Raw genomic sequence first — 21830 nt, forward strand, 5'->3', positions numbered from 1 at the left:
GCTAGTGGGCTGTCCATGAACGTTCACCGGGTCGGTGACACGCCGGGCGGCGTCCACGCGGACCAGGCGGTAGGGGCTCACCCTCGACGGCGGTGATGTTGGCTGCCGAGAGTGGGGTGGGCGGGTTGGCCGAGCCGGTACGGGCGCGGCGGTTGACGCAGGACGAGGGCCGCAGGCTGCAGCAACTGGTGCGACGGGGCAAGCATGACTCGGTCCGGGTCCGCCGGGCGTTGATCATCATGGCTTCAGCGTCGGGCACGCCGGTGCCGGCGATCGCGCGCCTGGTCGCCGCGCATGAGGACACGGTGCGTGATGTGATCCATGCGTTCAACGAGATGGGTCTTCGTGCGCTGGACCCTCAGTGGGCGGGAGGCCGTCCCCGCCGGATCAGTGACGACGATGAGGCGTTCATCGTCGCGACGGCCACCACCCGGCCGAGCAAGCTCGGCCGCCCGTTCACCCGCTGGAGCCTGCGCAAACTCGCCGACTACCTCGCTACCAACAGCGATAGGCGGGTGGTGGTGGGCCGGGAACGGCTGCGGCAGCTGCTGCACGATAACCAGGTCAGCTGGCAGCGGACCCGGACGTGGAAGGAGTCCAAGGATCCGGACTTCGACGCCAAGCTGGACCGCATCGAGGAGGTGACCGCCCGGTTCCCGCAGCGTTGCTTCGCGTTCGATCAGTTCGGGCCGCTGTCGATCCGCCCCCACCACGGCAGCTCGTGGGCGCCGGCGGGGGATCCCGACCAGCTGCCCGCGACCTACACGCGCACGCACGGGATCCGCTACTTCCACGGCTGCTACAGCTTCGCCGACGACCAGCTGTGGGGTGTGAACCGCCGCCGCAAGGGCGGTGATCACACCCTGTCTGCGCTCAAGTCGATCCGCGCGCGGCGTCCGGATGGCGCACCGATCTACGTCATCCTGGACAACCTGTCGGCGAACAAGACCCCGACCATCCGGGCCTGGGCGGCCCGGAACAAGGTCGAGTTGTGTTTCACCCCGACCAGCGCGTCGTGGGCCAACCCGATCGAGGCCCAGTTCGGGCCACTGCGCACCTTCACGATGGCCGGCTCGAACCACCCGAACCACACAGTGCTGGCCCGCGAGCTGCAGAAATACCTGAGCTGGCGCAACGCCAACGCCCGCCACCCCGACGTCCTCGCCGCTCAACGCCGCGAACGCGCCCGAGTCCGCAGCGAACGCCAACACCGCTGGGGCCGGCCTCACACCCGAGCCGCCTGACCGATCAGACCCGGTGAACGTTCATGGACGGCCCACTAGCCATCGCTCAACAGCCTGGGCAGCGTGATTCCTGACAGGATTCGGCGACGATGGTGACACCGTGGACGACGAGGAGGCGCTGATGCCACCTCACACGTTCGTCGGGCGTGAGCCGGCCAGCAGGTTCCCGTACGCATCGGGCATGCCCGGAGGCTTCCGGCACCGTCCGTCCCACACGTCGTCGTTGCGCTGACGGCCGCAGCGCTGGAGCGACGATCACGCCATAGCATCGGCCGCTGCCCGGGCGTCGGCGCGTGCGTTTGCCTGGTCGGACTGCCAGGTGCGTAGCGCTTTCTTGATGCGCTGGTTCTCGGCACGGCACTCGGCGACGCGGCGCTCCCGGTCGGCCAGCTCGAAGACGAGCCGGTGCAGCAGCGCGTCGACCTCGGCGGTCTGGTAGCCACGTCGGCCGTACCGGGTCCAGGGCAGGTCGACCTCGGCGAGTTGGTCGGGGGTGAGCGGGCCGGTCAGGGCGTTGCGGCTGCGGTAGACGGTCATCGCCACGGGATCCGTCCCGGCAGGTGGATCCGCTCGGCGGGCACCCCAGCGGCGAGCAGCCGCAGCCGCGACCCGGCCAGCATCGCGGGCGGCCCGCACACGTACACGGCCTGGTCGGGGCGCAGGTGATTGAGGGCGACGGTGAGCGCGTCGCCCCGCTCCCCCGGCTCGGCCAGGGCATCGTGTGAGAACGTCGGCACGATCGTCAGCCAGTCGTGGCGCAACTTGTCGAGGGTGACCGCGTCGTACAGGCTCTCCACCGAGCGGGCCCCGACGACCAGGGGTCACCCGCCGGACGTCCGGGTCGGCGGCGACCTGCTCGACCAGGGCACGCAGCGGCGCCAGCCCGGTGCCGCCGGCCACCAGCAGCAGGTCACCGTCGACCAGGCTCAGCCCTATGTCGACGGGTGGGCCGAGGTGCAGCAGCTCGCCGGGGCGTACCTCATGGACCAGGCTGGTGGAGACGGCGCCGTCGGGGACCGCGCGGACGTGCAGCTCGACGGTGCCGTCCGGGCGCGGCGCGTTCGCCGGGCAGAGCCAGCGCCACAGGCCGGGCCGGCGCGGCGTGCACACCGGCACCGCCTGGCCCGACTGGTACGGCAGCCGCCGCCACGGCCGTACCGTCAGGATGGCCACGCCGTCGCAGGCCCGGTCGTGGCCGACCACCTCTGCCGGCCACCAGGCCGGGCCGTCACCCATCCGCCCGCCGGCCCGCTCGACCAGCCGCCACGGGACGCTTGCCCGCAACGCCTCGCCGATAACGGCGGCGTGCGCCGGGTGCAGGCCATAGCGACGGTACGCGCGGCCGAGCACCGCCAGCAGCGCGAGCCGGTTGGGGCGGTCGTCGGCTCTGCTCGCGAGCTGGTGCAGCGCGGCTTGGAGCAGGGGTGCCTCACGCTCCGGCAGCAGCCCCGCGCAGCGGTCCTCGACCGCCTCCCAGAAGCTGGCGGCGCTCACGGTGGCTTGCGTTTCCAGGATGCCGGTCAGGTAGTCGACCGCGCGCCGATGCTGCGCCTCCGACCAGCCCAGGCGCGGGATCTCGGCCTCACCGCCGGTCCCGCTGGTCAGCGATCGGGCCAGGTGCGCCTTCAGCCGATCCCAGTCCACTCCGATCAGGTACGGGGACAGCTCCGTGTCCGCCGCCACCAGGCTCAGCCAGCGGCCGACCGCCTCGCGTACCTCCGGCTCGGTCATCGCGCCCGACCCGTGGCCGCGCTCTCCTCGGTGAGCTGTTCCGCAGTGAGGCCGGCGGCTTCGAGGGTGGCATGGCCCCAGCGGGCCAGGCGACATGGGTACAAGACACGTTCGCTGCGGCAGAGCAGACTGTGCGGCCAAGGCTCCGGCGCGTGGACGCGGACGGCCCGCACGGCGAGGGCCAGGTCCTCGTCGGTGACCGGGGTGAGGACGGGAAAGTCGGCGAGTACCGCGGACATGGGTGAACGCCTCCGGTGCGATGGACGGGTGGAGCGGCACCGGAGCGGGCGGGAGCGGCGACGGATCGTTCGGGTCGAACCGTCACCGGAGCCAGCACCCGCCCCGGGCCGTGCGTCCACTGTCGATCTCGAAGGCGGGTGTAGATATGCCGCGTTGATCCTCACCGCCATACGCGTTCCGCATACGCACGGTGACGCTAGCCAGCGGGCCGACGTCGGCTCAGGCGATGGGCTCGCCAGCGGCGAGCGGCGTCGAGCAGCGGTCCACGATGCGGTGCCGGCGAGGTGCGCTGCGCCCGATCCCAGAGGCGGACGAGGGCGTCGGTGAACGCGGTGACCGCCTCATCGTCCGCTTGGGCGAAGGCGGGCACCTCGGCGGCCCACTGCTCGGCGGCCGCAGGATCGTGCCCGGCGCGGACGAGCCGGACCAGCATGAATGCGGTGTCGATCCAGGCGGCACCCCGACAGGGGGCGGACCAGTCCACGAGGCGAAGCCGGTCGCCGAGGAGGAAGTTGCGGGGCGTCATGTCGGTGTGCAGCAGGGTGTCGCCGTCGACCAATTCGGGGGCGATGAGCCCACGCCATCGTTCGGTGAACGGCTGCACGTCGATGGGCGGGCAGGGCGTCAGCTCCCGGGCCAGGGTCGCCAACAGGTCGGCGACCAGCTTCAGGTCCGGGGAGCCGGGTTCCAGGCAAGGATGACGGCCGGGCACGTGGTCGAAGCCGAGCAACAGCCAGCCGCCGTGCTCCACGGCCCACCGTAGGCGCGGAGCCTCCTCGGGCAGCCACGGGTTGATGCGGGCCTCCCGGCGGTAAAGCCAGCCTTGCCTGCTCTCGGCCCGCCCGCCCTTACAGAAGACCCGACCGGTCGGGGTCTGCAGAGTGACGGCAACTTCGCAGGCCGCACCCTCGGGGACAGAGTCAGCCCGGACGATTACGCCGGTACGCCGCTCGACCTCGCGACGCAGCGAGGTGGGAAGTTCGTCCCAGTGGCGGCGAAGCGGCATCGAGAGCCTTCCGGACGGTGGTCCCGGCCAGCGTATGCCGGGACCACCGCCGGAGGTGTCACCTGGTAGGGCTGTCGTGACAGCCGGCGTGGCACTGGTTGCAATCCGCCGTCGTGCCGGCCCACAGCTCCTGGTCGACGGTGAAGCCCGCAGCGGTGATCGCGGCGACCGCCCGCGAGATCGGCACGCCGAGCGGTTCGGGCTCCATGCGTCCACCTTCCTCCGACGGCGGGTCTGGCTGATGATGGATGAACCGGCCGGCGATGCGCTGGCAGAAGTTGGCTTACTCCCGGGTGTGCAGGAGGAACGCGTGCCAGCCGATGTCCACCAGGTCGCTCGGACCGAGCGGCTCGGTGGCCGTGGCGCAGGCGGCAAGGAAGGCGAGCGCCTGGTCCATGATCCTGCCCGGGAGTTCGGCGGCCAGCTCGGGGTGGTTACGGGCGATGCGGGCGGTCAGCTGGGCGAACAGCTCATCGGAGACGAGCGCCCGGCCGGTGCTGACCCGGTCGATGGTGAGCATCCTGCTCCTTCCGTCAGCGGGGCGTTGCCTTGCCTGCAGGCTGCGCAGGACCGGCCGCCGACCGCATGACACTGCGAGAATCGTCGATATGCGTGGCGCGTATACCGCGAGCCCGCAGAACGGTTTGAATGGATAGGCTCGACTGAGCACCATCGACACAGCCCCCGCGAATGGCGAGGTTGCCGGTGACACGTGCGAACTGCCCCCGCTGCGGCGGACGCCTGGCGCGCGACAACGACAGCGGACGCTGCACGCCCTGTCAGGCCGCCTCACGCGACCGCCTGGGCACGCCGCCGGTCGTGCCAGCCTCCTTCTGGGAGCACAAGCCGGTACGCCAGGCGCTCGCGGATCGGCACCTCGGGCGAGTGATCCGGGCTTACCGGAACCACCCGTACCACGGGCGGAGCCCGCTGCCGCAAACCGTGGTGGCGGGCTGGCTGGGGATCACGCAGGCGCAGTTGAGCCGGGTGGAGAACGGCCCGCCGCTCGTGCACCTGGACCGGCTCACGCACTGGGCGACACTACTGAAGATCCCCGAGTCTCAGCTCTGGTTCAGCCTGCCCTCAAGAACGCCGACGAATCGGACACAGCAGATCGCAGTCGATCTTCTGGCCGGTGCACCTCAAGGAATCGGTCTCTCGGGCGGGTCGCCAACTACCCTGAAGGCGACTGCCCATGAAGGAGGTGGCACCACGGACCGTCGCCAGTTCACAGCGCTGGCTGCTCTCGCCGGCTTCGGGGGAAACAGCCTGTTCGACGCGTTGATGTTGGCTGACCGAAAGGCCGAAGTCGTCGGCATGGAACATGTTCGTCTCGCGAGCTCGCTGGTCGAACGATTCAGGCAGGCCGACGCCGCACTCGGAGCAGATGAGTTGTGTGATGTGGCGATGGGCGTCCACACCCGCCTCTCTACCTGGGCAGCCAGATCGCAATACAGCCCAGGGCTCGGCGAGGCCCTTCAGTCCGCGTTGGCCGACCTCGCCAATCAGGTTGCTTGGCTAGCGATAGACGGAGAACGCCGCCAGCAAGCACGTCCGTACCTGAATGACGCCATCACTCGAGCCAGGATCGCGGACGACCCACGCGAGGAGGTCCGCGCACTGGCTTGTCTGTCGCTGCTGGTCCGCGAAGATCACCCATCCGAGTCACTGCACTGCGCCGAAGCCGCACTGCGCGCCTCCAGAGGTTGGGCGACCGCCCGGCTGAGGACGTTGTTGCGGTTACGGACAGCCCATGCCTACGCACAGCTGAACGACGTGGGCGGCTTCGACCGGGAGATGACAAAGGCGCGTCACGAATTCGATCATGGCCCGCACGAGGACGACCTACCGTTTCTTCAGTTCGTTACCGCCCAGGAGCTGACCGGCATCCAGGGGCTGTCATACCTCGCTCTCGGCAGGCCGGCGCGTGCTGCGGAGTCATTCCGGGCGATCAGCAGCGGCCCGCGGGCCGGCCACCGCCGCAACCAGGTGTACTACACCGTCCGGCTTGCCGAGGCCGAGTACCGATGCGGCGACATCCACTCGGCGGCGCAGACGGGGCTGCGGGCACTGCCAGAAGTAAGGGCAATCAGCTCAGGGCGGACTATGCGGCATTTCGCTCAGGTCAAGTCGCGCCTGGATCGCGAGCGCTCTGCTTCGGCCCGCGAGTTTGTTGACGCACACGGCAGGGCATTCCAGAGATGAGCGACGACCGGATGCTGAGGCAGTACAACGCCGAAACGGCATTCGTTTTGATCGGCGACTTGATCGAGGTCTATCTCGACGCCCATGCGGCAGACGGAGCGTTCTACAACGAAGACCGCTATCGCCGCCAGATTGCCGGGCACATGAACGTTCCCGGCTGGACGTTGGTCACCGCTCAGGTCGACGGACGCCTGGTCGGCTATGCCTACGGATTCCCGTTGCCCGAGAAGACTCGCTGGTGGGAAGGCATCCAGGGCAGTATCCCCCCAGGTTTCACCAACGAGGACGGTCATCGAACCTTCGCCCTGAGCGAGTTGCTCGTACGTCCGGATCGGCAGCGCCAGGGAATCGCGCGAGCGCTGCACGATGAGCTAATCGGCAGTCGGCCCGAGCCACGGATGACTCTTCTCACCCGTCCCGACAACGCGCCCGCTCAGTCGGCGTACATGTCGTGGGGCTGGCAGAGGATCACCCAGCTCCGCCCCGCTTGGGAAGACGCGCCGATCTTCGACGTCTTCGTACGCGATGCGCCGATGACAGGCGGGCCAATGCCGTCATGACCAAGGCCGCTGCGGCGCGTCAACGGCCCACTCCGCGACCGCGATGGCCGGGACCCCGAGCAGCGCATACGCCACACCGCGAGGACCCCGCCGATCAGACACCCGGCCAACGTCACTGCGGCGGTGCTGTCAGGGCAAGCCGGGCCATTGAGCTGGGCACCTGGCTCGACACCTCGCTATGCCGGCGGTACTGGTCGGAGGCCGAGCACAGGTCCACGTGGACTTGGCGGAAGCCGTCATGATCTCGTCCAACGACAGATCAGTGTCGGTGCTGTACCTCCTCGAAGCCGAGCGGATCGCCGCCGAGGTGGTGCACGCCAACATCCAGGCCCGCACGCTGCTGCTCGACCTGTTAGCCGAGGAGCGCCGAGCAGTGACACCCGGGCTACGACCGCTGGCGAAGCGCCGGGCTGCTGGCATGACGGACCGCAAGGTGCTCACACTGGTCGCCTGCGCCGCACCACCGGTACTGCGGATCAGCGAGCTGATCGGCCGGCTTCAGCAAGACGGCTGGACCGTCTGCCTCACCACCACGCCCACTGCCGCCACCTGGATCGACCGGGAAGCCCTCACGCAGCAGACTGGCTACCCGGTCCGAGTCGAGTGGCGGATGCCTGGTGATCCCGAGCCACATCCGCCCGCGACCGCCGTCGCCGTCGTGCCTGCCACGTTCAACGTCATCAACAAGTGGGCGCAGGGGATCAACGACACACTCGCGCTCGGCATCCTCAATGAGGCACTCGGCGCCGACATCCCGGTCCACGCATTTCCAAGCGTCAAGGATCAGCTCGCCGCCCACCCAAGCTACGACCGACACCTACAGACCCTCCGGGATGCGGGCGTTGTTGTCACGCCGCTGCGGACCGAACCGCGCTGGGAGCCGGTCGTGGCCCAGCTTTGGGCCGCTTACGCTCCCGCCACGCTACCCGTCGTTGACGGGTAGCTATCGGACGTCCACGCCCATGGCTACTTGTAAACAGCGCGTCGGTTGCCACCGTGATGTGAGCAGGACCCAGATCGCCCTCCGGACATGCTGACCATGCCGTCGTTGCACTGAATCATGTAGCCCTTTCCGTTAGAGAAATTGCCAATGCACTCGAAGTACGAGCAGACGCCGGAGGCCGGCGAGTAGATGTATGAGCCACCGCAGAAGTTGTAGCCGTACGGGTTCTGTGGAGCACCACAGAGATCGGCCTGCTTGGGCGCTGGCGACGCCGTCGTCGGCTTCGGCTTCGGCTTTGGTGTTGGACTCTGGGTCGGCGGCGGCTTCACCGCGGCCTTGGTCGGTACCGCCGAAGCCTTGGTCGGCGTTGCCGAAGCCTTGGTCGGCGTTGCCGAAGCCTTGGTCGGCGTTGCCGAAGCCTTGGTCGGTGACGGCGACGGCGACGCCTTGGTCGGCGGCGCTAACGTCGAGGGAGTGGGCGCCGGAGCCGCCGAGCTCGCTGTTCTATCTGCGCTCACACTGGGCACCGGCAGGCCATCGACCCGAGCGCTCGCCGCCAGCGACGTCGGCGACGTCGGCGAGGAGGAGGCGCCGATGGCCTGAAGCACTCCACCGAAGGCGCAAAGCGCGAATAGGAGCGTCGCCACGATGCTCGCTCTTCCGCCCGGAACACGTGCTGTCGCCGGGGCATTGGCCGGAGTAGCGAGCGCGGGCGGCACGGGCTGCGCGCCCCGGTGTTGTGCAAGCAATCCATCGAGGTGGGCAATCAAGAGAGGCCGTTGCTCACGAGCGTCGGCCAGAGCCAGCGCCAGGTTGAAGCGAAAGCCAGGCGCGCTAGCGGATGGAAGATAAAGCCCGGAGATCCGCTGTCGGTTGACGACGTGCATGAGCGAGTAGGGCGAGCTGCGGTCATGTAGCAACCCGGCCAGCTTGGCGTAGGCCCATTCGCGTTTGCCTCTGGCACCAAGAAAGATCACCCGACGGTCCGTCAGCACAACGGTGCCAGCGTCAATCGTATTGAAACCCTGCGGCAACGGACGTCCGAGACCCTCGGCCGGGACTGTGACTAGGTCAGGCGTGACCCCCGGCAAGGAGGTGAACCCTGGCGCCTCGATCATCTGCGCGGCGGGGACGGTGTGATAAACCACCTCACCTCGGCGAAGATCAACGAAAACACCCGCTGGTACGTGCGCTAGCCCCCTGAAGTTCGCTGCTGCCGCGCGCATGCTTGAGAGATCGTTGTTCCGCCGGCCCCAAGCGTCAGCTGCCGTCCGGTGGGCATTCTGCCGCTTGGCGTTCTCCCGATCTGCCCAGCGCGTGCGCCAGCTTGCACCTGTATCTGGACTCTCCGCCATCAGCACCCTTTCCCTGAAGCTGCCGCACGTCCCGCGATCGTGACGGCTCTTCGCACGATGCCGTAACCGCAGCGAACAGAGATCCCTCAATATGGCCCTGATGACAACTGAAGGTTCCGCCCGCCGGTCATCATCAGACGAGGTCCCATCAATCGGACGGATGGGCTTGCCCACCACTCGTAGCGCGGGCCCAAGCTAGCCAGGGGCAGCGCGGACAGCCCGACTCCTGGTTAGCTCGTTACGTGGCGGATCTTGACCATGGCATCTACGAGCACGTTTTCACGCGTGAGCTCTCGGCCCGGCTTCGTCAGATCGATTCCGCTCTGATCCAACAGGGCAAGCTTGACCCGGCCGATGCACCGACCGTTCTGGCTCGTCACGTGGCCGCGCTCGCCCACCGCGCGCTCAAAGCCGTGCCGAGTAGCCATGACCAGCTTGCGCGTCAAATCGAGCTGACAAATCGGATCACCGCGGGCATCGCAGCCATCGACCCCGCTGCGGTTGGGGCCGATGATCAGATTACTGACGCTGAGCACCTACTGCACGCCATCGCGACGCCGCCGACACCGCCCGCCGGACCTTCTTTTCCAATCCGCCCTTCTACTCCACTCTCGGCCGGCGCGCTACTTGTCAACGGGCGTCATCAGCCACGTATCGGCCACGAGATCGCGTACGAGCTGGCCTCGGCCGACTCCGTTGACCTGCTTTGTGCGTTCATCAAGTGGTACGGCCTGCGGCTCATCGAACCTGCCATCTGCGATTTGATCCGCCGAGGTCGGCGCCTGCGCGTCATCACCACCACCTACCTCGGCGCCACCGACCAACGCGCCCTCGACCGCCTTGCCGAGCTGGGTGCCGAGATCAAGGTCTCCTACGAGACCAGGACCACCCGCCTACACGCAAAGGCCTGGCTGTTTCGCCGCAACAACGCCATGACCACCGCGTACGTCGGTTCCTCGAATCTGTCGAAGGCAGCGCTGGTCGACGGGCTGGAGTGGAACGTCCGCATCTCGAACGTCGAGCAGCCGCACGTCATCGACACGTTCACCGCCACGTTCGAGGACTACTGGAACGATCCGGCGTTCGAAAGTTACGACCCCAGCAGGGACGCCGACCGGCTAGACGCGGCGCTGGGCGGGGAACGCGGGGACCAGGGATACACCGAGATCTCGAACCTGGAAGTGCGGCCGTACGGCTACCAGCGGGAGGTCCTAGACGACCTGGCCGCCGAGCGGGAGGTGCACGGCCGCTGGCGGAATCTGGTGGTGATGGCCACCGGCACCGGCAAGACGGTGGTAGCGGCCCTGGACTACCGCCAGCTCTACAAGACCGGACAGGTCGACTCGCTGCTGTTCGTCGCGCATCAGGAACAAATCCTGCGGCAGAGCCGGTCGACCTTCCGGCAGGTGATGGGGGACGGCAGCTTCGGCGAGACCCTGGTGGCCGGTGAACGGCCGAGCAAGTGGCGGCACGTGTTCGCCTCGATTCAGTCGCTGCACCGCCAGGAGATCGAGCCCGACGCATTCGACATGGTGATCGTGGACGAGTTCCACCACGCCGAGGCGAGGACGTACAGCCAGCTGCTCAACCGGCTGCGGCCGCGCGTACTTCTGGCGCTGACCGCGACGCCCGATCGGGCCGACGGCGGCGATGTGCGGCGGTGGTTCGATGGCCGGGCGGCCGTGGAGCTGCACCTGCGGGAGGCCCTCGACCGACAGTTGCTGGCACCGTTCCACTACTTCGGGCTGCACGACGACGTGGACCTGTCCCAGCTGGGGTGGAAGCGCGGGCAGGGCTACGACCGGGCGGAGTTGGAGGGCGTCTACACCGGCAACGAGGCACGGGCACGGTTGGTGCTGCGCGCGGTGCGGGACATTGTCGACGCAGGGCGGATGCGGGCGCTGGGGTTCTGCGTGAGCATCGGGCACGCCGCATTCATGGCGGACTGGTTCACCCAACACGGCGTACCGTCGGCGGCGGTGACCTCGGAGGTCGACCGGCCGGCACAGCGTGCCCTGATTCAAGACTTCAAGGCCGGCAAGCTCCGGGTGCTGTTCACCGTCGACCTGTTCAACGAGGGTGTCGACCTGCCGATGGTCGACACGATCCTGATGCTGCGGCCCACCGAGAGCGCCACGATCTTCCTTCAGCAGCTCGGCCGTGGCCTGCGCCTGGATGACGACAAGCCCTGCCTGACGGTGCTCGACTTCATCGGCGGGCAGCACGCCAACTTCCGGTTCGACCTTCGCTGGCGGGCGCTGACCGGGGTCAGCCGCCGCCAGGTGTACGACGCGGTCGCGCAGGACTTCCCGACGCTGCCGAGTGGGTGCCACATCGAGCTGGACCGGGTCGCCAAGGAGGTCGTGCTCCGCAACCTGGACCGGGCGGTCCCGTCCTCGAAGAACAGCATGGTGGCCGACCTACGGCAGCTCGGTGACGTGACTCTTGCAGAGTTCCTGCGGGACACCGGCCTGGAGATCGAGGACGTATTCCGGTCCGCGACGCTGGGCGGCTGGACCGGGCTACGCCGGCTCGCCGGGGTGGAAAGATCCACACCAGGGGCGGACGAGCGGGAGTTGGGGCGAGCGATCGGCCGGATGCTGCACACCGACGATCTCGACCGGTTGGCGCTTTGGGAGCAGGTGGCGGCCGGCGAGCCAGTGCCCGATGGGCGGCTGCTGGACATGCTGCACTTCAGCCTGTGGGGGCCAACCGTGCCGCTGACTCAACGAGACGAACGGCTGGCGCGGCTCTGGGCTGAGCCAAACCGGTGCACCGAGCTGCGGCAGGTTGCGGAGGTGCTACGGGAGCGGATCCACCGGGTCACCGAGCCGGTCAGGCTGGGCCAGGTGCCGCTTCGGGTGCACGCCCAGTACAGCCGCAACGAGGCTTGTGCAGCGTTCGGCATGCCGAATCCGGGGTCGCTGCGCGAGGGGGTGAAGTGGTTGGAGTCCGAGCAGGCGGACATCTTCTTCGTCACCCTGGTCAAATCGGAGCAGCATTACTCCCCGACCACGATGTACGCGGACCGGGCGGTCACCGAGACGCTGTTCCAGTGGGAGTCGCAGAGTACGACGTCGTCGGCCTCACCTACCGGCCAGCGCTACATCAACCATGCGAAACGGGGGTCGACGGTGCACCTGTTCGTCCGGGAGACGAAGGTCGCCGAGCGCGACCTGGGCGTGCCGCCATACCTGTACGCCGGGCCGATGACGTACCGCTCGCACACCGGCGACCGGCCCATGCGCATCGTGTGGGAGCTGACGCATCCGCTGCCCGCCGACGTGTACGCCGCAGCCCGCGCCATCGCCGCCTAGTTCGCGTGGGGCTGTCTGGTGGCCGTCTCCGCCACCAGACGGCGCCCTGCTCACGCCCGAAAGCGTCGGATCCGGGTGGCGGTGGGGCCGCTGCCCCGAATCTTGACCATTGTCCTATGTGGCACTATGGCGGCTCATGTGCGCGATCTTCGCGCCGGAGCATTTGGGGGATTGTGTGCGCGGATTAGCGCGACGGCTGGCCATCTCGATTCTCTCCGCGACTGTTGCGGCGATGACGCTCGCTTCGCCGGCACAGGCTGCGACGAATCCGTTCACTGCGGCGCAGGCATGCAACAACGACTTCGGTGGCTCGTGGGCCCATGTCAGTGATGGCCACCGGTCGATCACCGCGTCGGATGGCACCAAGGTGGGCGACGTCTACCTGATGTACAACAGCGCCACTGCGTACAACTGTGTCGCCACCCTCAAGCGGGTGATGGTCGGCAGCACGACCGGGGTCAAGGCCGAGCTCCGGGTGGAGGGCGGCTCCTGGGTTGGCGACCCCGGAAACTACAAGTACTACGCCGCGATCCAACGCTCCGCCCGGGACAAGTGCGTGATGTACCGGGGCAACGTCCTGTACTTCACCATGTGGCAGAGCGCTGGCCGGCTCAGCTGGGGCAACTGCGGCTGAGCTGATCGGTACGGTCCGTGCCGCCGCGCCGCTCGGTGCGGCGGCACGGGCGTACTTCGCCTCCGTCGTTAGTGGACTGTCGCGTCAAGGCTTGCTTGATCGATGGTCTTGTGCAAAAGATACGAGGGCGCTCGATCAGCGTGCGTAGATCCGGGGCACCTGGGTCGCCCAGGAGCCGGGCGGGTCTTCCAGCTAGGAGGAGGTTCCGTGGCACGACGCCGCTTTGCGGGGATAGCAGCCAGCGCCATCGTCCTACCGTTACTCTACGTCGTCAGCCAGCCAGCCACCGCGTCGGCCGCTCCGGCCGCGGCGGCGCAGCCCGCTCCAGTGCCGGCCACCGTGGCCGCGACCGACGTCCGCGAGCTCACCCGGAAAGACTTCACCCTGAACGGGAAGCCCGTCGAGGCGCCCACCCAGTATCAGCCTCGCGCGCAGGCCCGGCAGGCACAGGCCGCCGCCGAGACGCCGCCGGTCGGGACCGTACGCCAGTGGCTCGCACTCGACGACTACCTCGGCGTGATCTACTTCAAGCCCTACACGCTGCGTGGTGTGGGCGACAACATCGAGGTCTGGGTCGCCAACGACACCGAGTTCCCGGTGGGTGACTGCCGCCGGCAGATTCCGAACTCGACGGTGGTCACGGACGCGCAGGTCGCGCACCTGGTCAACGAGTTCGACAGCAACATGTACCCGAAATCGACGGCGGCGTTCAGCACCCCGCCGGACCGGGACGGCAGCAACGCCGCCCTCGACGGCGACTTCACCGGTGCCGGCAACCGGACGGTCACGCTCGTCGACAACGTACGGGATGACAACTTCTACGACTTCCCGGCCGCGCCGACCTACATCGCCGGGTTCCACTTCTCGCTCTTCAACGAGCTGCTCGACCGCAACATCATGACGATCGACGCGTTCGACTGGGCGCACCGTACCGGTGCGAACCCGCCGAACGAGCCGACCAACGACCTGTGCACCAGCCGGCCGGCCCGCCCCAGCCTGTACGAGGGCACCTTCATCCACGAGTGGCAGCACCTGGCGCACTACTACACCGACCCGTTCGAGAGCGTCTGGCTCAACGAGGGGCTTTCCGACTTCGCCCAGACGCTCGGCGGCTACGTCGACGCCCGGGCCCGGGTCGACCAGCCCGGCACGGACAGTCACATCTACTGCTTCCAGGGCTTCGGTATCGTCCAGACGGACTACAACACCAACCCGCGGGACTGCGGTGGCCCGGAGAACTCGATCAACCTCTGGAACGAGGGGGGCAACCCGAGCGCCGTACTCGCCGACTACGGCAACGCGTACTCGTTGTCGTTGTTCCTCTACGACCGGTACGGCCTGGACTTCATCTCGCGGCTGCACCGCGACGGCGATCTGCAGGGTCTGGCCAGCCTCGACGCGGCGCTCAAGATTAAGGGCGTCAAGGATATGTACGACGTGATCCACGACTACCAGACGATGAACCTGGTCGACCGGATCGTCGGGAACTCGGTATCCGGCGTCATGCTCGGCGTCGACAAGCGCCGGGTCACCACGCCCAGCCTCAACGCCACGGTGAACCTGGCCAACCCGGCCTCGTACGCGACCCCGGGCGCGGCACCGAACGGCGCCGACTACGTCCAGTTGCGGAAAGCGAACGGCACGCCGCTGAGCCGGAACGAGCTGGGTTCGGTCAAGTTCCAGGGGGCGAAGACGCTGCCGGCGATCCCGCTGGCCTGGAAGACGGTGACCGACGACCCGGACCGCCCGGGCAACTCGGTGCTCTGGTCCGGCAACGGCAACAGCCTCGACGTCGCCGCCGTTACCCCGGTGACGGTGCCGGCCGCCAACCCGACGCTGGCCTTCCTCGCGAAGTACGGCGCCGAGGCCGGCTACGACTTCGGCTACGTCAGCGTCTCCACCGACGGTGGCAAGAGCTACACCGCCATCGCGGGTGACAAGACCGTCGCCGGTCCGTTCGGCCCGGCGCTGAACGGCACCACCGCCGGCTTCGAGCCGCACACGTTCGACCTGTCGGCATACGCCGGCAAGAGCGTGCTGCTCAGCTTCCGGTACGTCAGCGACGGTGGCGTCAACGAGGGTGGCCTGCTGGTCGACGACATCACCGTCGGCGGCACGCTGGTCAGCGACGGGTCGAGCCTCGCCCCGTTCGACTCGCCCTCCGAGATCTACCCGACCCCGGTGGCGAACTGGAACGTCCGGTTCGTCGGCATCGACGAGAAGACCAACCGGGCCTGGCAGTTCGAGGTCGACGGCAAGTCGGACTTCACCCTCAACGTGGCCCAGACGGCGATCTTGAAGACCTTCCCCAAGGTGGTCGCCATCGTCGCCTACGACGAGCCGACCGAGCAGGTGACGCAGTACGCGCCGTACAAGTTGACGGTGAACAACGTCGTGCAGCCCGGCGGCGCGCCGCTGAGCTGACCGACGCCTGACTGAGCTGAGACTCCCGGTGCCGCGGTCGCGGCATCGGGAGTTTCTGTCTGCGCCGACCTACGTCCGATGTCCGACCGGTCGCCGGCGCCGTCGCCGGGTGGCCGGACACTTCCCGTACCGGTGAAGGTGCCGGAAGCCGCGGCGAGCGCCCGCGCGGGTCCATAGCCTGGCGGAGAGGACATCGGCCGGAAAGCTGTCGGAGGACGTCATGACCAACGCGATCGGTGACGCGCTTCAGGGCGTACGCGAGGTCGAGCTGACCGTGACCGGCCGGAAGACCGGGCGGCAGATCTCACGCCCGGTCTGGTTCGTGCTGGACGAGGACAGCGTCTTCCTGGTCCCGGTGACCGGCTCGGACAGCGAGTGGTACAAGAACGTCCGGCAGACGCCGATGGTCCAGCTAGCTGCCAACGGCTCGGCGTTGAGTTCGAGCGCCACCCCGATCACCGACGCCGACCGGGTCGACCACGTCGTGACGATGTTCCGCGACAAGTACGGTGCGGAGCAGTTCGCGTCGTACTACCCCAAGCACAACGTCGCCGTCCAGGTCCCACTCGGCTAGTTCTCAGCCCGCCGATCTTGCCATCGCCGCCCACGCCGTCGCGACGATGGATGGTCAGACCGCTCGGACAATATGGCGGACCAGCGCCGGCATACGGGTGCGGTCGGCGGCACGCGCGGACATCTGGTTGAGTCCCGCAGCACCGGGGGTACCGAAGAAGCGATGCAGTATCTCGGCGGCTTGGCGTCCGGTAGCGCTACTCGGCCAGTCCGTAGCGTTTAGCCCGGACGCGTGGGCCGCATGCAGAAGTCGCCAGAGGTCGATCGCGTCCTTCGCGGCGAAGCGGCCGCGATAAGCAAGCGCTTTGAGACACAGCGCGGATGTCACGTCGGGAAGCGCAAGCCGCACGTTCAGCTCTCCAGCACTGGTCAGGCGAACTTTGACCTTCAGCACCTCGGGAGGACGGTGCAGGGCAAGCACGAGCCCCGGCACCTCGTCGACCACGAGTTCACCGTGACGCTGATTGGGCACCAACGCGCCACGATACGAGGGCGCCAGGATGTCGATGACGAGTCTGAGGCCGCCGTGGGCGTCCGTGACCTCCCGGGCAAACCGGTTGGCGGCTTCGCTAGGTCGATAGCCACGGTCGAGCAGTGCGGCCGGCAGACGGGGGTCGGAAATCACGGTCGGCAGCGCCGCGAAGTCGGCATCGGCCGTCTCCCGCAGCGGCACCTGCTCGGTGACGTCGTGGAGCGCAACGAGCAGGGTGACCATGTGGCCGCCGACGATCCGGTAGTCCACACCGAGGGCGGCGGCGATCTCCGCCAGATCGGCGAGCGTACGGAAACCGGCGTCGGCGGCCCGGCTGGTCGATGTCACGAAGACGGGGCTTGCTTCTGCCGGGTCGGTCATGCCGCGCGTTCCTGCTCGTGACGGCGGCGCAGCACCTGCCGTACCCGTTCCGCGGCTTCTTCGCTGTCTGCACCGGGGGCCCGCATGACGTCCCACAGGATCTGGAGCGGGTCCGCGAGCGGCAGCGCGTTGCCCCGCGTCTGAGAGGCGGTCGGCCAGAGCCCCGGATCGTGCGGCACCGTCAACTCGATGGTCGCCTCCTCCGGCCCGGCGGGTACCAAGTCGGCTTCGGCAAGGTCCGCCCCGTCGGCGGCGTAGACGACGGCACGGGCCGGCGCCCGCCAGGGGGCGAGGAGATCGGCGGCCACGTCGCCGGAGACCGCGACGGGTTGTACCCCGGCAGCCGCGAGAATGCTGGCGACTCTGGCGGCCTGTTCGACGACTGCGCGGAGGCCAAACCAGTAGGTGGTGATCCCACCTGGCCCCGGGTAGCTCGACAGCCACCAGTCGATCGCGGCATCGACGTTCTGCAACGTCCACCCGTCCTGGGCACGCCGCACGACATCGATGTCGGCGAGCGCGGTCAGCACCTGTGAGACACGCGGCTGGGAGACTCCGGCGAGCGCGGCCAACTCGCGTTGGGTGGCGTGTGGTTGCTGGATCATCCGGCGGACCAGGGTGAAGGCACCCCACGGCACCCGGCCACGCCTGGTGGGTCGGGTGGCCGCCGGCGCTGGAGGCCGCAACACGATCCGGGTGCCGTCGATGTGCAGCACCCCGGCGACATGCTGCCCGCTGTCGACCAACCATGATCCGCCGGTCGCCTCGACGGCTTCTCGGGCGGCGGATGTGGCGGCCGGAACGATGATCAGACAGGGTTCCGGATAGCGGCCCGCAACGGCGACGATGTCGCTGGGGCTCAGCGGCGTCGGGGATGCGACGACGGCCAGGGTGGCACGGGCGTCGGCATAGGCCAGCTCCACACGATCACTGCCGTGCGGCACGAGCGCGACCCCGGCGTCGATCAGGGCCTGCCAGACAGACGCCGATATAAGCATTACCAGACCTCCTCAGATAATACTTATACACCCTGTTCGAGGCTTCGGCGGCAACGGACGGGTGTATCTCTACGCCCCCGGCGTGACGGGTTAGGTTGCCGGGATGGAGCAGCGCATCAGCCTGATCACGCTCGGGGTGACCGACCTCGCCCGGTCCCGTACGTTCTACGAACGGATCGGCTGGCGGGGCCAGGAGGTCGAGCAGACGGTGTTCTTCCAGGCCGGCGGGCTCGCCGTCGTGCTCTGGGCTCGGGAGTCGCTGGCGACGGACGCCGGTGTCGACGCCCGCGCCACCGGTGGATTCGGCGGGATCGCCCTGGCGCACAACGTACGCGAACGCGATGAGGTGGATCAGGTGCTGGCCGCAGCGGCCGAGGCCGGGGCGGTGGTCACCCAACCGGCGCGCGAGACCTCCTACGGCGGGTACGCGGGCTACTTCGCCGACCCGGACGGGCACTCCTGGGAGATCGCCTGGAACCCCGGATTTCCCCTGGCGACGGACGGCTCGATCATTGTGCCCGACTTCGGCACCGCCTGATCCGAGAGAGAAGCCAGGGCCGAGGCCACGACCATTACCGCCCTGCACCAGCCGACGGCGAGGACGTCTCGGGCGGGAGCCTGGTTGATCACGGCGGCGGATCGCTGGTGCGGTCGTGGCATGCTACTCACGGCTGACCCCAACAGATCGAGGTATCGGCATGAAGCTGCGCAGAAGCCGCTCGCCGCTGGTGAATCCCCTCATCTTCGTGACGCTCGGTGCGGTCGTGCTGCGGAGTCTTGTTCCCGCTCCGGCCCTGATGTGGGTTCTCGCCGGCCTCGTGCTGCTGACGGTCGGCGTGCTCGTCGCCGACCGACTCCGGCCGTTCCGGTTCCACATCGGAGCAGCCGGGCTGAACCTCCGGGTCGCCGGGCTCAACCGGCTGGTGCCGTGGGCCGAGGTCGACGCGATCATTCTCGACCAGTTGGCGGCTGGCGGCAGTGGAAGATCCCCGTCGTTGCTGCTGGTGCCGGCCACCGGATCGACCATCGATGCTCCGCTCACCGGCCGGAGTCCGGTCGACGGTCGGCCGGCCCTGGTCCTCGTCGATCTCAACCGCGTTCAACAGCCGGCAGACCAGGTGGCAGCCGCCCTGGCCCGCTTCGGCGGGAGCCGCTTCGTGGATCTCCGGCAACCCCGCCACGACGAGCCGGCCTTCGAGGTTGCGCTACGCGGGTACGAGAAGAGGCAGGTGGATGACCTGGTCCAGCGGTGCGAGGACGCACTCGCCTCGGGCCGGACGTCGCAGCGCCATGAGGTCAAGGCGGAGCTCGACCGGGCGCGGGGGACTATGGAGCTCGCCCTGCGCGGGTACAACTGCGCACAGGTGGACCGCTACCTGGACCGGATGTCGGCCGCACTGGCGAGCTGGCACGACGAGGGCATCAAACCGGCCTGAGCGCCACGGTCAGCGCGAGCGGGTCCGGGCCAGGGTGAGGACGACGAGCAGCGAGGCGGCCGCCGCGCCGCTGACCACCACGGCCATCGGTACCGCGCTGCCTTCCCCGCCGAGCCCTACCAGCGGCGCGGCGCCGGCCGCGACCACGGCCTGGATGCCGCCGAGCAGGGCTGCCGCCGTGCCGGCTCGGGCGGCGTGCCGGTCGAGGGCGAGGGCGGTGCCGTTGGGCATCACCATGCCCAGGGATCCGACGAAGGCGAACAACGCCACGATGACCAGGGGCAGGGCGCCGAGCAGTGCCCCGGTGAGCACGCCGAGGGCGGCGAGCAGGCCGATGCCGAGGGCGCTGAGCAGCAGCGGCCGTGGGTCGTGCCGGTCCAGCAGCCGGGCGTTGAGCTGACCGACGGCGACGAAGGCGAGGGCGTTGGCGCCGAACACGAGGCTGAACGTGCCGGCGGAGAGGCCGAAGACGTCCTGCAGGACGAACGAGGAGCCGGAGAGGTAGGCGAACAGTCCGGCGAAGGCGAGGCCCTGGGTCAGCGCGTACCCGAGGTAGACGCGGTCGGCGAGCAGGGCGCGGCCGGCGGCGGCGGTCGCGGCCAGGCCGCCGGTGTTGCGTCGCGCGGCCGGCAGGGTCTCGGGGAGTCGCCACGCGGCGGCGGTGGCGAGCAGGCCGCCGATGACGGCGAGGGCGACGAAGACGGTACGCCAGTCGCCGACGCGCAGCACCAGGCTGCCGAAGGCGGGGGCGGCCATCGGGGCGATGCCGAAGACCAGGGCGAGCCGGGAGAAGTACTTCGCGGCGGCCCGTCCGGCGTAGAGGTCGCGGACGACGGCGCGGGCGACCACGGTGCCCATGCCGCCAGCGAAGCCCTGGGCGAACCGCGCCGCGGCCAGGGTCTCCGCGGACGGGGCGAGCGCACAGACCAGCGACAGCAGGGTGTACGCGGCGACGCCGACCAGCACCGGCAGGCGCCGTCCCCAGCGGTCGCTGAGCGGGCCGGTGACGAGTTGACCGAGGGCCATGCCGACCAGGCAGGCGGTCAGGGAGAGCTGGATCTGTGCCTGGCTGGCGGCCAGGTCGCGGGTCATCTCGGGAAACGCCGGCAGGTAGGTGTCCAGCGACAGCGGCCCGATCGCGGTGAGGGCGCCGAGCAGCACCAGCAGCCCGACGGCGGCCCGGCCGGTGGGTGCGCCGATCCGCTCCGGCGGGCGTACGGGCGCGGCGGTCTGCGGCATCGGCGGTCCCCTCGGCGGTCGGCTGCGCCCGGTTACGATAGCTCTGTCATCAGAGGTATTGCTGCGGGAAGGGTCGCGCTGTGACGGACGAGACGCTCGCCCAGCTCGGCGCCGCCCTGGGCGACCTGCACCGGGTGCTGCGGCGTACGGCCAGTCAGCGGGCGGGCCGGGTGGCCCTGCCGGACGCGCAGGTGGAGGTGCTGCGGCTGGTGCAGCGGCAGCCCGGGATCAGCGTCCGGGAGGCCGCCGAGCGCCTCGGTACCGCCGCGAACACGGTGAGCACGCTGGTCGGCGAGTTGACCGCCGCCGGTCTGCTGAACCGGGACCGGGATCCGGCCGACCGGCGTACCGTCCGGTTGGGGTTGACCGACGCGGCGCGGGAGCGGATCGCCGCGTACGGCCAGCACCGCCGCGACCTGCTCGCCGCCGCGCTGGTCGGCCTCGACCCGGCGGACCGGGAACGGCTGCTCGCCGCCGTGCCGGCGCTGTCCCGCCTGGCCGCCCTCGCCGCCGAGCAACGCTGAACACCGGCCCGCGAACCCGCCGCGGAACGCTGAACGCCGGCCCGCGCACTCGCCGAGCGACGGCGGCAGGTGAAGCCGCCGCGGAACGCCGAACGCCGACCCACGAACCCGCCGCGCGCCGCCGACAGCGGGTCGGCGGCGCGCGGTGCGGATCGGCGGTGATCAGGAGGCCGGAGCCAGGTCCTCCCACTCGGTGACCCGGCGGACGTCCACCTCCACGTCGACGCCGGTCTCGGCGAAGAGGTCGGCGAACCGCCGGCCCCACTCCATCGCCTCCGCCTTGTCGCGGACCTGCATCAGCGCGAACCCGGCGATCAGCTCCTTGGTCTCGGCGTACGGCCCGTCGGTGACGGTCGACTTGCCGCCGGTGACGGTGATCCGGCCGGCGTCCACGCTGCTCGGCCGCAGCCCTTCACCGGAGAGCAGTACGCCCGACTTGACCGCCTCTTCCATGAAGGCGCCCATCCTGGCGATGAAGTCCGGCGTCGGGCTCCAGAGCTCGGGATTGCTGTCGTCCAGCTTGTGCATGAGCATGAAACGCATCGATC

At 69.0% G+C, this 21830-nt stretch carries 22 protein-coding genes; 12 read left to right on the plus strand and 10 right to left on the minus strand.

Going from position 1 to position 21830, the window contains the following annotated elements:
• The first annotated feature begins 125 nt into the window (after positions 1-125).
• The gene (locus tag C1I95_RS07265) at positions 126-1244 is read left to right on the plus strand and encodes an IS630 family transposase (RefSeq protein ID WP_111213031.1); all 1119 of its coding nucleotides are present in this window, start codon (positions 126-128) and stop codon (positions 1242-1244) included.
• Between the two features lie 255 nt (positions 1245-1499).
• Here the strand turns inward: C1I95_RS07265 and C1I95_RS07275 are convergent, their stop codons facing one another.
• The 5 genes from C1I95_RS07275 to C1I95_RS36225 all read right to left on the minus strand — a co-directional run bounded on the left by C1I95_RS07275 (position 1500) and on the right by C1I95_RS36225 (position 4741).
• Positions 1500-2975 (minus strand): FAD-binding oxidoreductase, encoded by a 1476-nt coding sequence (locus C1I95_RS07275; protein WP_233513410.1) that lies wholly within the window; start codon positions 2973-2975, stop codon positions 1500-1502.
• Positions 2972-3214: a hypothetical protein gene (locus C1I95_RS07280; protein WP_111213004.1), complete on the minus strand. Its 243-nt coding sequence runs from the start codon at positions 3212-3214 to the stop codon at positions 2972-2974. The genes C1I95_RS07275 and C1I95_RS07280 overlap by 4 nt, the downstream gene beginning before the upstream one ends.
• Positions 3215-3411: 197 nt before the next feature.
• On the minus strand, positions 3412-4221 hold the full coding sequence (locus C1I95_RS07285; protein ID WP_111213005.1) for a protein kinase family protein: 810 nt from the start codon (positions 4219-4221) through the stop codon (positions 3412-3414).
• Positions 4222-4279: 58 nt separating this feature from the next.
• Positions 4280-4429: a hypothetical protein gene (locus tag C1I95_RS36220; protein ID WP_233513411.1), complete on the minus strand. Its 150-nt coding sequence runs from the start codon at positions 4427-4429 to the stop codon at positions 4280-4282.
• A gap of 75 nt (positions 4430-4504) precedes the next feature.
• Positions 4505-4741, minus strand: coding sequence for a glycine-rich domain-containing protein (locus tag C1I95_RS36225; RefSeq protein ID WP_233513412.1), 237 nt, complete (start codon positions 4739-4741; stop codon positions 4505-4507).
• 185 nt (positions 4742-4926) lie between these two features.
• On the opposite strand from C1I95_RS36225, the gene C1I95_RS07295 reads away from it, so the two are divergent.
• The 3 genes from C1I95_RS07295 to C1I95_RS07305 all read left to right on the plus strand — a co-directional run bounded on the left by C1I95_RS07295 (position 4927) and on the right by C1I95_RS07305 (position 7929).
• Complete coding sequence (locus C1I95_RS07295) at positions 4927-6426, plus strand: helix-turn-helix domain-containing protein (protein ID WP_146605656.1); 1500 nt, start codon at positions 4927-4929, stop codon at positions 6424-6426.
• Positions 6423-6986, plus strand: coding sequence for a GNAT family N-acetyltransferase (locus tag C1I95_RS07300; protein ID WP_111213007.1), 564 nt, complete (start codon positions 6423-6425; stop codon positions 6984-6986). The genes C1I95_RS07295 and C1I95_RS07300 overlap by 4 nt, the downstream gene beginning before the upstream one ends.
• Before the next feature lie 238 nt (positions 6987-7224).
• A complete protein-coding gene (locus C1I95_RS07305; RefSeq protein ID WP_233513413.1) occupies positions 7225-7929 on the plus strand; it encodes a flavoprotein in 705 nt (234 codons plus the stop codon).
• 23 nt (positions 7930-7952) lie between these two features.
• On the opposite strand, the gene C1I95_RS37435 is transcribed toward C1I95_RS07305, so the two are convergent.
• A complete protein-coding gene (locus C1I95_RS37435; protein ID WP_499877982.1) occupies positions 7953-8048 on the minus strand; it encodes a DUF3761 domain-containing protein in 96 nt (31 codons plus the stop codon).
• Between the two features lie 136 nt (positions 8049-8184).
• Here C1I95_RS37435 and C1I95_RS35155 point away from each other — a divergent pair, with 136 nt between their 5' ends.
• The 5 genes from C1I95_RS35155 (at position 8185) to C1I95_RS07330 (ending at position 16233) form a co-directional block, all read left to right on the plus strand.
• Entirely contained in the window at positions 8185-8532 is a 348-nt protein-coding gene (locus tag C1I95_RS35155) for a hypothetical protein (protein WP_158566319.1), read from the plus strand.
• 994 nt (positions 8533-9526) lie between these two features.
• The gene (locus tag C1I95_RS07315) at positions 9527-12601 is read left to right on the plus strand and encodes a DEAD/DEAH box helicase (protein ID WP_111213008.1); all 3075 of its coding nucleotides are present in this window, start codon (positions 9527-9529) and stop codon (positions 12599-12601) included.
• A 136-nt stretch (positions 12602-12737) separates the two neighbouring features.
• Positions 12738-13235 carry a hypothetical protein gene (locus tag C1I95_RS07320; protein ID WP_146605657.1) on the plus strand — a complete coding sequence of 166 codons (498 nt, stop codon included), beginning with the start codon at positions 12738-12740 and terminating at the stop codon, positions 13233-13235.
• 327 nt (positions 13236-13562) lie between these two features.
• A complete protein-coding gene (locus C1I95_RS07325) occupies positions 13563-15659 on the plus strand; it encodes a M6 family metallopeptidase (protein WP_111213010.1) in 2097 nt (698 codons plus the stop codon).
• A 220-nt stretch (positions 15660-15879) separates the two neighbouring features.
• Positions 15880-16233 (plus strand): nitroreductase/quinone reductase family protein, encoded by a 354-nt coding sequence (locus C1I95_RS07330; RefSeq protein ID WP_111213011.1) that lies wholly within the window; start codon positions 15880-15882, stop codon positions 16231-16233.
• Positions 16234-16287: 54 nt separating this feature from the next.
• On the opposite strand, the gene C1I95_RS07335 is transcribed toward C1I95_RS07330, so the two are convergent.
• Positions 16288-17085: a hypothetical protein gene (locus tag C1I95_RS07335; protein WP_146605658.1), complete on the minus strand. Its 798-nt coding sequence runs from the start codon at positions 17083-17085 to the stop codon at positions 16288-16290.
• Entirely contained in the window at positions 17082-18083 is a 1002-nt protein-coding gene (locus tag C1I95_RS07340; protein ID WP_146605659.1) for a hypothetical protein, read from the minus strand. Before C1I95_RS07340 ends, C1I95_RS07335 begins: the two co-directional genes overlap by 4 nt.
• A 103-nt stretch (positions 18084-18186) precedes the next feature.
• Between C1I95_RS07340 and C1I95_RS07345 the strand changes: the two genes are divergently transcribed.
• Entirely contained in the window at positions 18187-18621 is a 435-nt protein-coding gene (locus C1I95_RS07345; protein WP_111213014.1) for a VOC family protein, read from the plus strand.
• A 160-nt stretch (positions 18622-18781) separates the two neighbouring features.
• Positions 18782-19519: a hypothetical protein gene (locus tag C1I95_RS07350; protein WP_111213015.1), complete on the plus strand. Its 738-nt coding sequence runs from the start codon at positions 18782-18784 to the stop codon at positions 19517-19519.
• 9 nt (positions 19520-19528) lie between these two features.
• On the opposite strand, the gene C1I95_RS07355 is transcribed toward C1I95_RS07350, so the two are convergent.
• Positions 19529-20758: a multidrug effflux MFS transporter gene (locus C1I95_RS07355; protein WP_111213016.1), complete on the minus strand. Its 1230-nt coding sequence runs from the start codon at positions 20756-20758 to the stop codon at positions 19529-19531.
• A gap of 80 nt (positions 20759-20838) precedes the next feature.
• Between C1I95_RS07355 and C1I95_RS07360 the strand changes: the two genes are divergently transcribed.
• A complete protein-coding gene (locus tag C1I95_RS07360) occupies positions 20839-21282 on the plus strand; it encodes a MarR family winged helix-turn-helix transcriptional regulator (RefSeq protein ID WP_111213017.1) in 444 nt (147 codons plus the stop codon).
• A gap of 162 nt (positions 21283-21444) precedes the next feature.
• On the opposite strand, the gene C1I95_RS07365 is transcribed toward C1I95_RS07360, so the two are convergent.
• Entirely contained in the window at positions 21445-21825 is a 381-nt protein-coding gene (locus C1I95_RS07365) for a YciI family protein (protein ID WP_111213018.1), read from the minus strand.
• Positions 21826-21830 lie beyond the last annotated feature (5 nt).

Origin of the sequence: Micromonospora craterilacus, assembly GCF_003236315.1 — a bacterium.
GTDB classification, from domain to species: Bacteria; Actinomycetota; Actinomycetes; order Mycobacteriales; family Micromonosporaceae; genus Micromonospora; species Micromonospora craterilacus.

What these genes read in the sequence shown, in the direction of transcription:
- C1I95_RS07355 (WP_111213016.1), bottom strand. Translation starts at nt 20,758, where the DNA reads ATGCCGCAGACCGCCGCGCCCGTACGCCCGCCGGAGCGGATCGGCGCA.
- C1I95_RS07350 (WP_111213015.1), top strand. Translation starts at nt 18,782, where the DNA reads ATGAAGCTGCGCAGAAGCCGCTCGCCGCTGGTGAATCCCCTCATCTTC.
- C1I95_RS07320 (WP_146605657.1), top strand. Translation starts at nt 12,738, where the DNA reads ATGTGCGCGATCTTCGCGCCGGAGCATTTGGGGGATTGTGTGCGCGGA.
- C1I95_RS36220 (WP_233513411.1), bottom strand. Translation starts at nt 4,429, where the DNA reads ATGGAGCCCGAACCGCTCGGCGTGCCGATCTCGCGGGCGGTCGCCGCG.
- C1I95_RS07275 (WP_233513410.1), bottom strand. Translation starts at nt 2,975, where the DNA reads ATGACCGAGCCGGAGGTACGCGAGGCGGTCGGCCGCTGGCTGAGCCTG.
- C1I95_RS07345 (WP_111213014.1), top strand. Translation starts at nt 18,187, where the DNA reads ATGGAGCAGCGCATCAGCCTGATCACGCTCGGGGTGACCGACCTCGCC.
- C1I95_RS07365 (WP_111213018.1), bottom strand. Translation starts at nt 21,825, where the DNA reads ATGCGTTTCATGCTCATGCACAAGCTGGACGACAGCAATCCCGAGCTC.
- C1I95_RS07330 (WP_111213011.1), top strand. Translation starts at nt 15,880, where the DNA reads ATGACCAACGCGATCGGTGACGCGCTTCAGGGCGTACGCGAGGTCGAG.
- C1I95_RS07340 (WP_146605659.1), bottom strand. Translation starts at nt 18,083, where the DNA reads ATGCTTATATCGGCGTCTGTCTGGCAGGCCCTGATCGACGCCGGGGTC.
- C1I95_RS07335 (WP_146605658.1), bottom strand. Translation starts at nt 17,085, where the DNA reads ATGACCGACCCGGCAGAAGCAAGCCCCGTCTTCGTGACATCGACCAGC.
- C1I95_RS36225 (WP_233513412.1), bottom strand. Translation starts at nt 4,741, where the DNA reads ATGCTCACCATCGACCGGGTCAGCACCGGCCGGGCGCTCGTCTCCGAT.
- C1I95_RS07285 (WP_111213005.1), bottom strand. Translation starts at nt 4,221, where the DNA reads ATGCCGCTTCGCCGCCACTGGGACGAACTTCCCACCTCGCTGCGTCGC.
- C1I95_RS07305 (WP_233513413.1), top strand. Translation starts at nt 7,225, where the DNA reads ATGATCTCGTCCAACGACAGATCAGTGTCGGTGCTGTACCTCCTCGAA.
- C1I95_RS07280 (WP_111213004.1), bottom strand. Translation starts at nt 3,214, where the DNA reads ATGTCCGCGGTACTCGCCGACTTTCCCGTCCTCACCCCGGTCACCGAC.
- C1I95_RS07300 (WP_111213007.1), top strand. Translation starts at nt 6,423, where the DNA reads ATGAGCGACGACCGGATGCTGAGGCAGTACAACGCCGAAACGGCATTC.
- C1I95_RS37435 (WP_499877982.1), bottom strand. Translation starts at nt 8,048, where the DNA reads ATGATTCAGTGCAACGACGGCATGGTCAGCATGTCCGGAGGGCGATCT.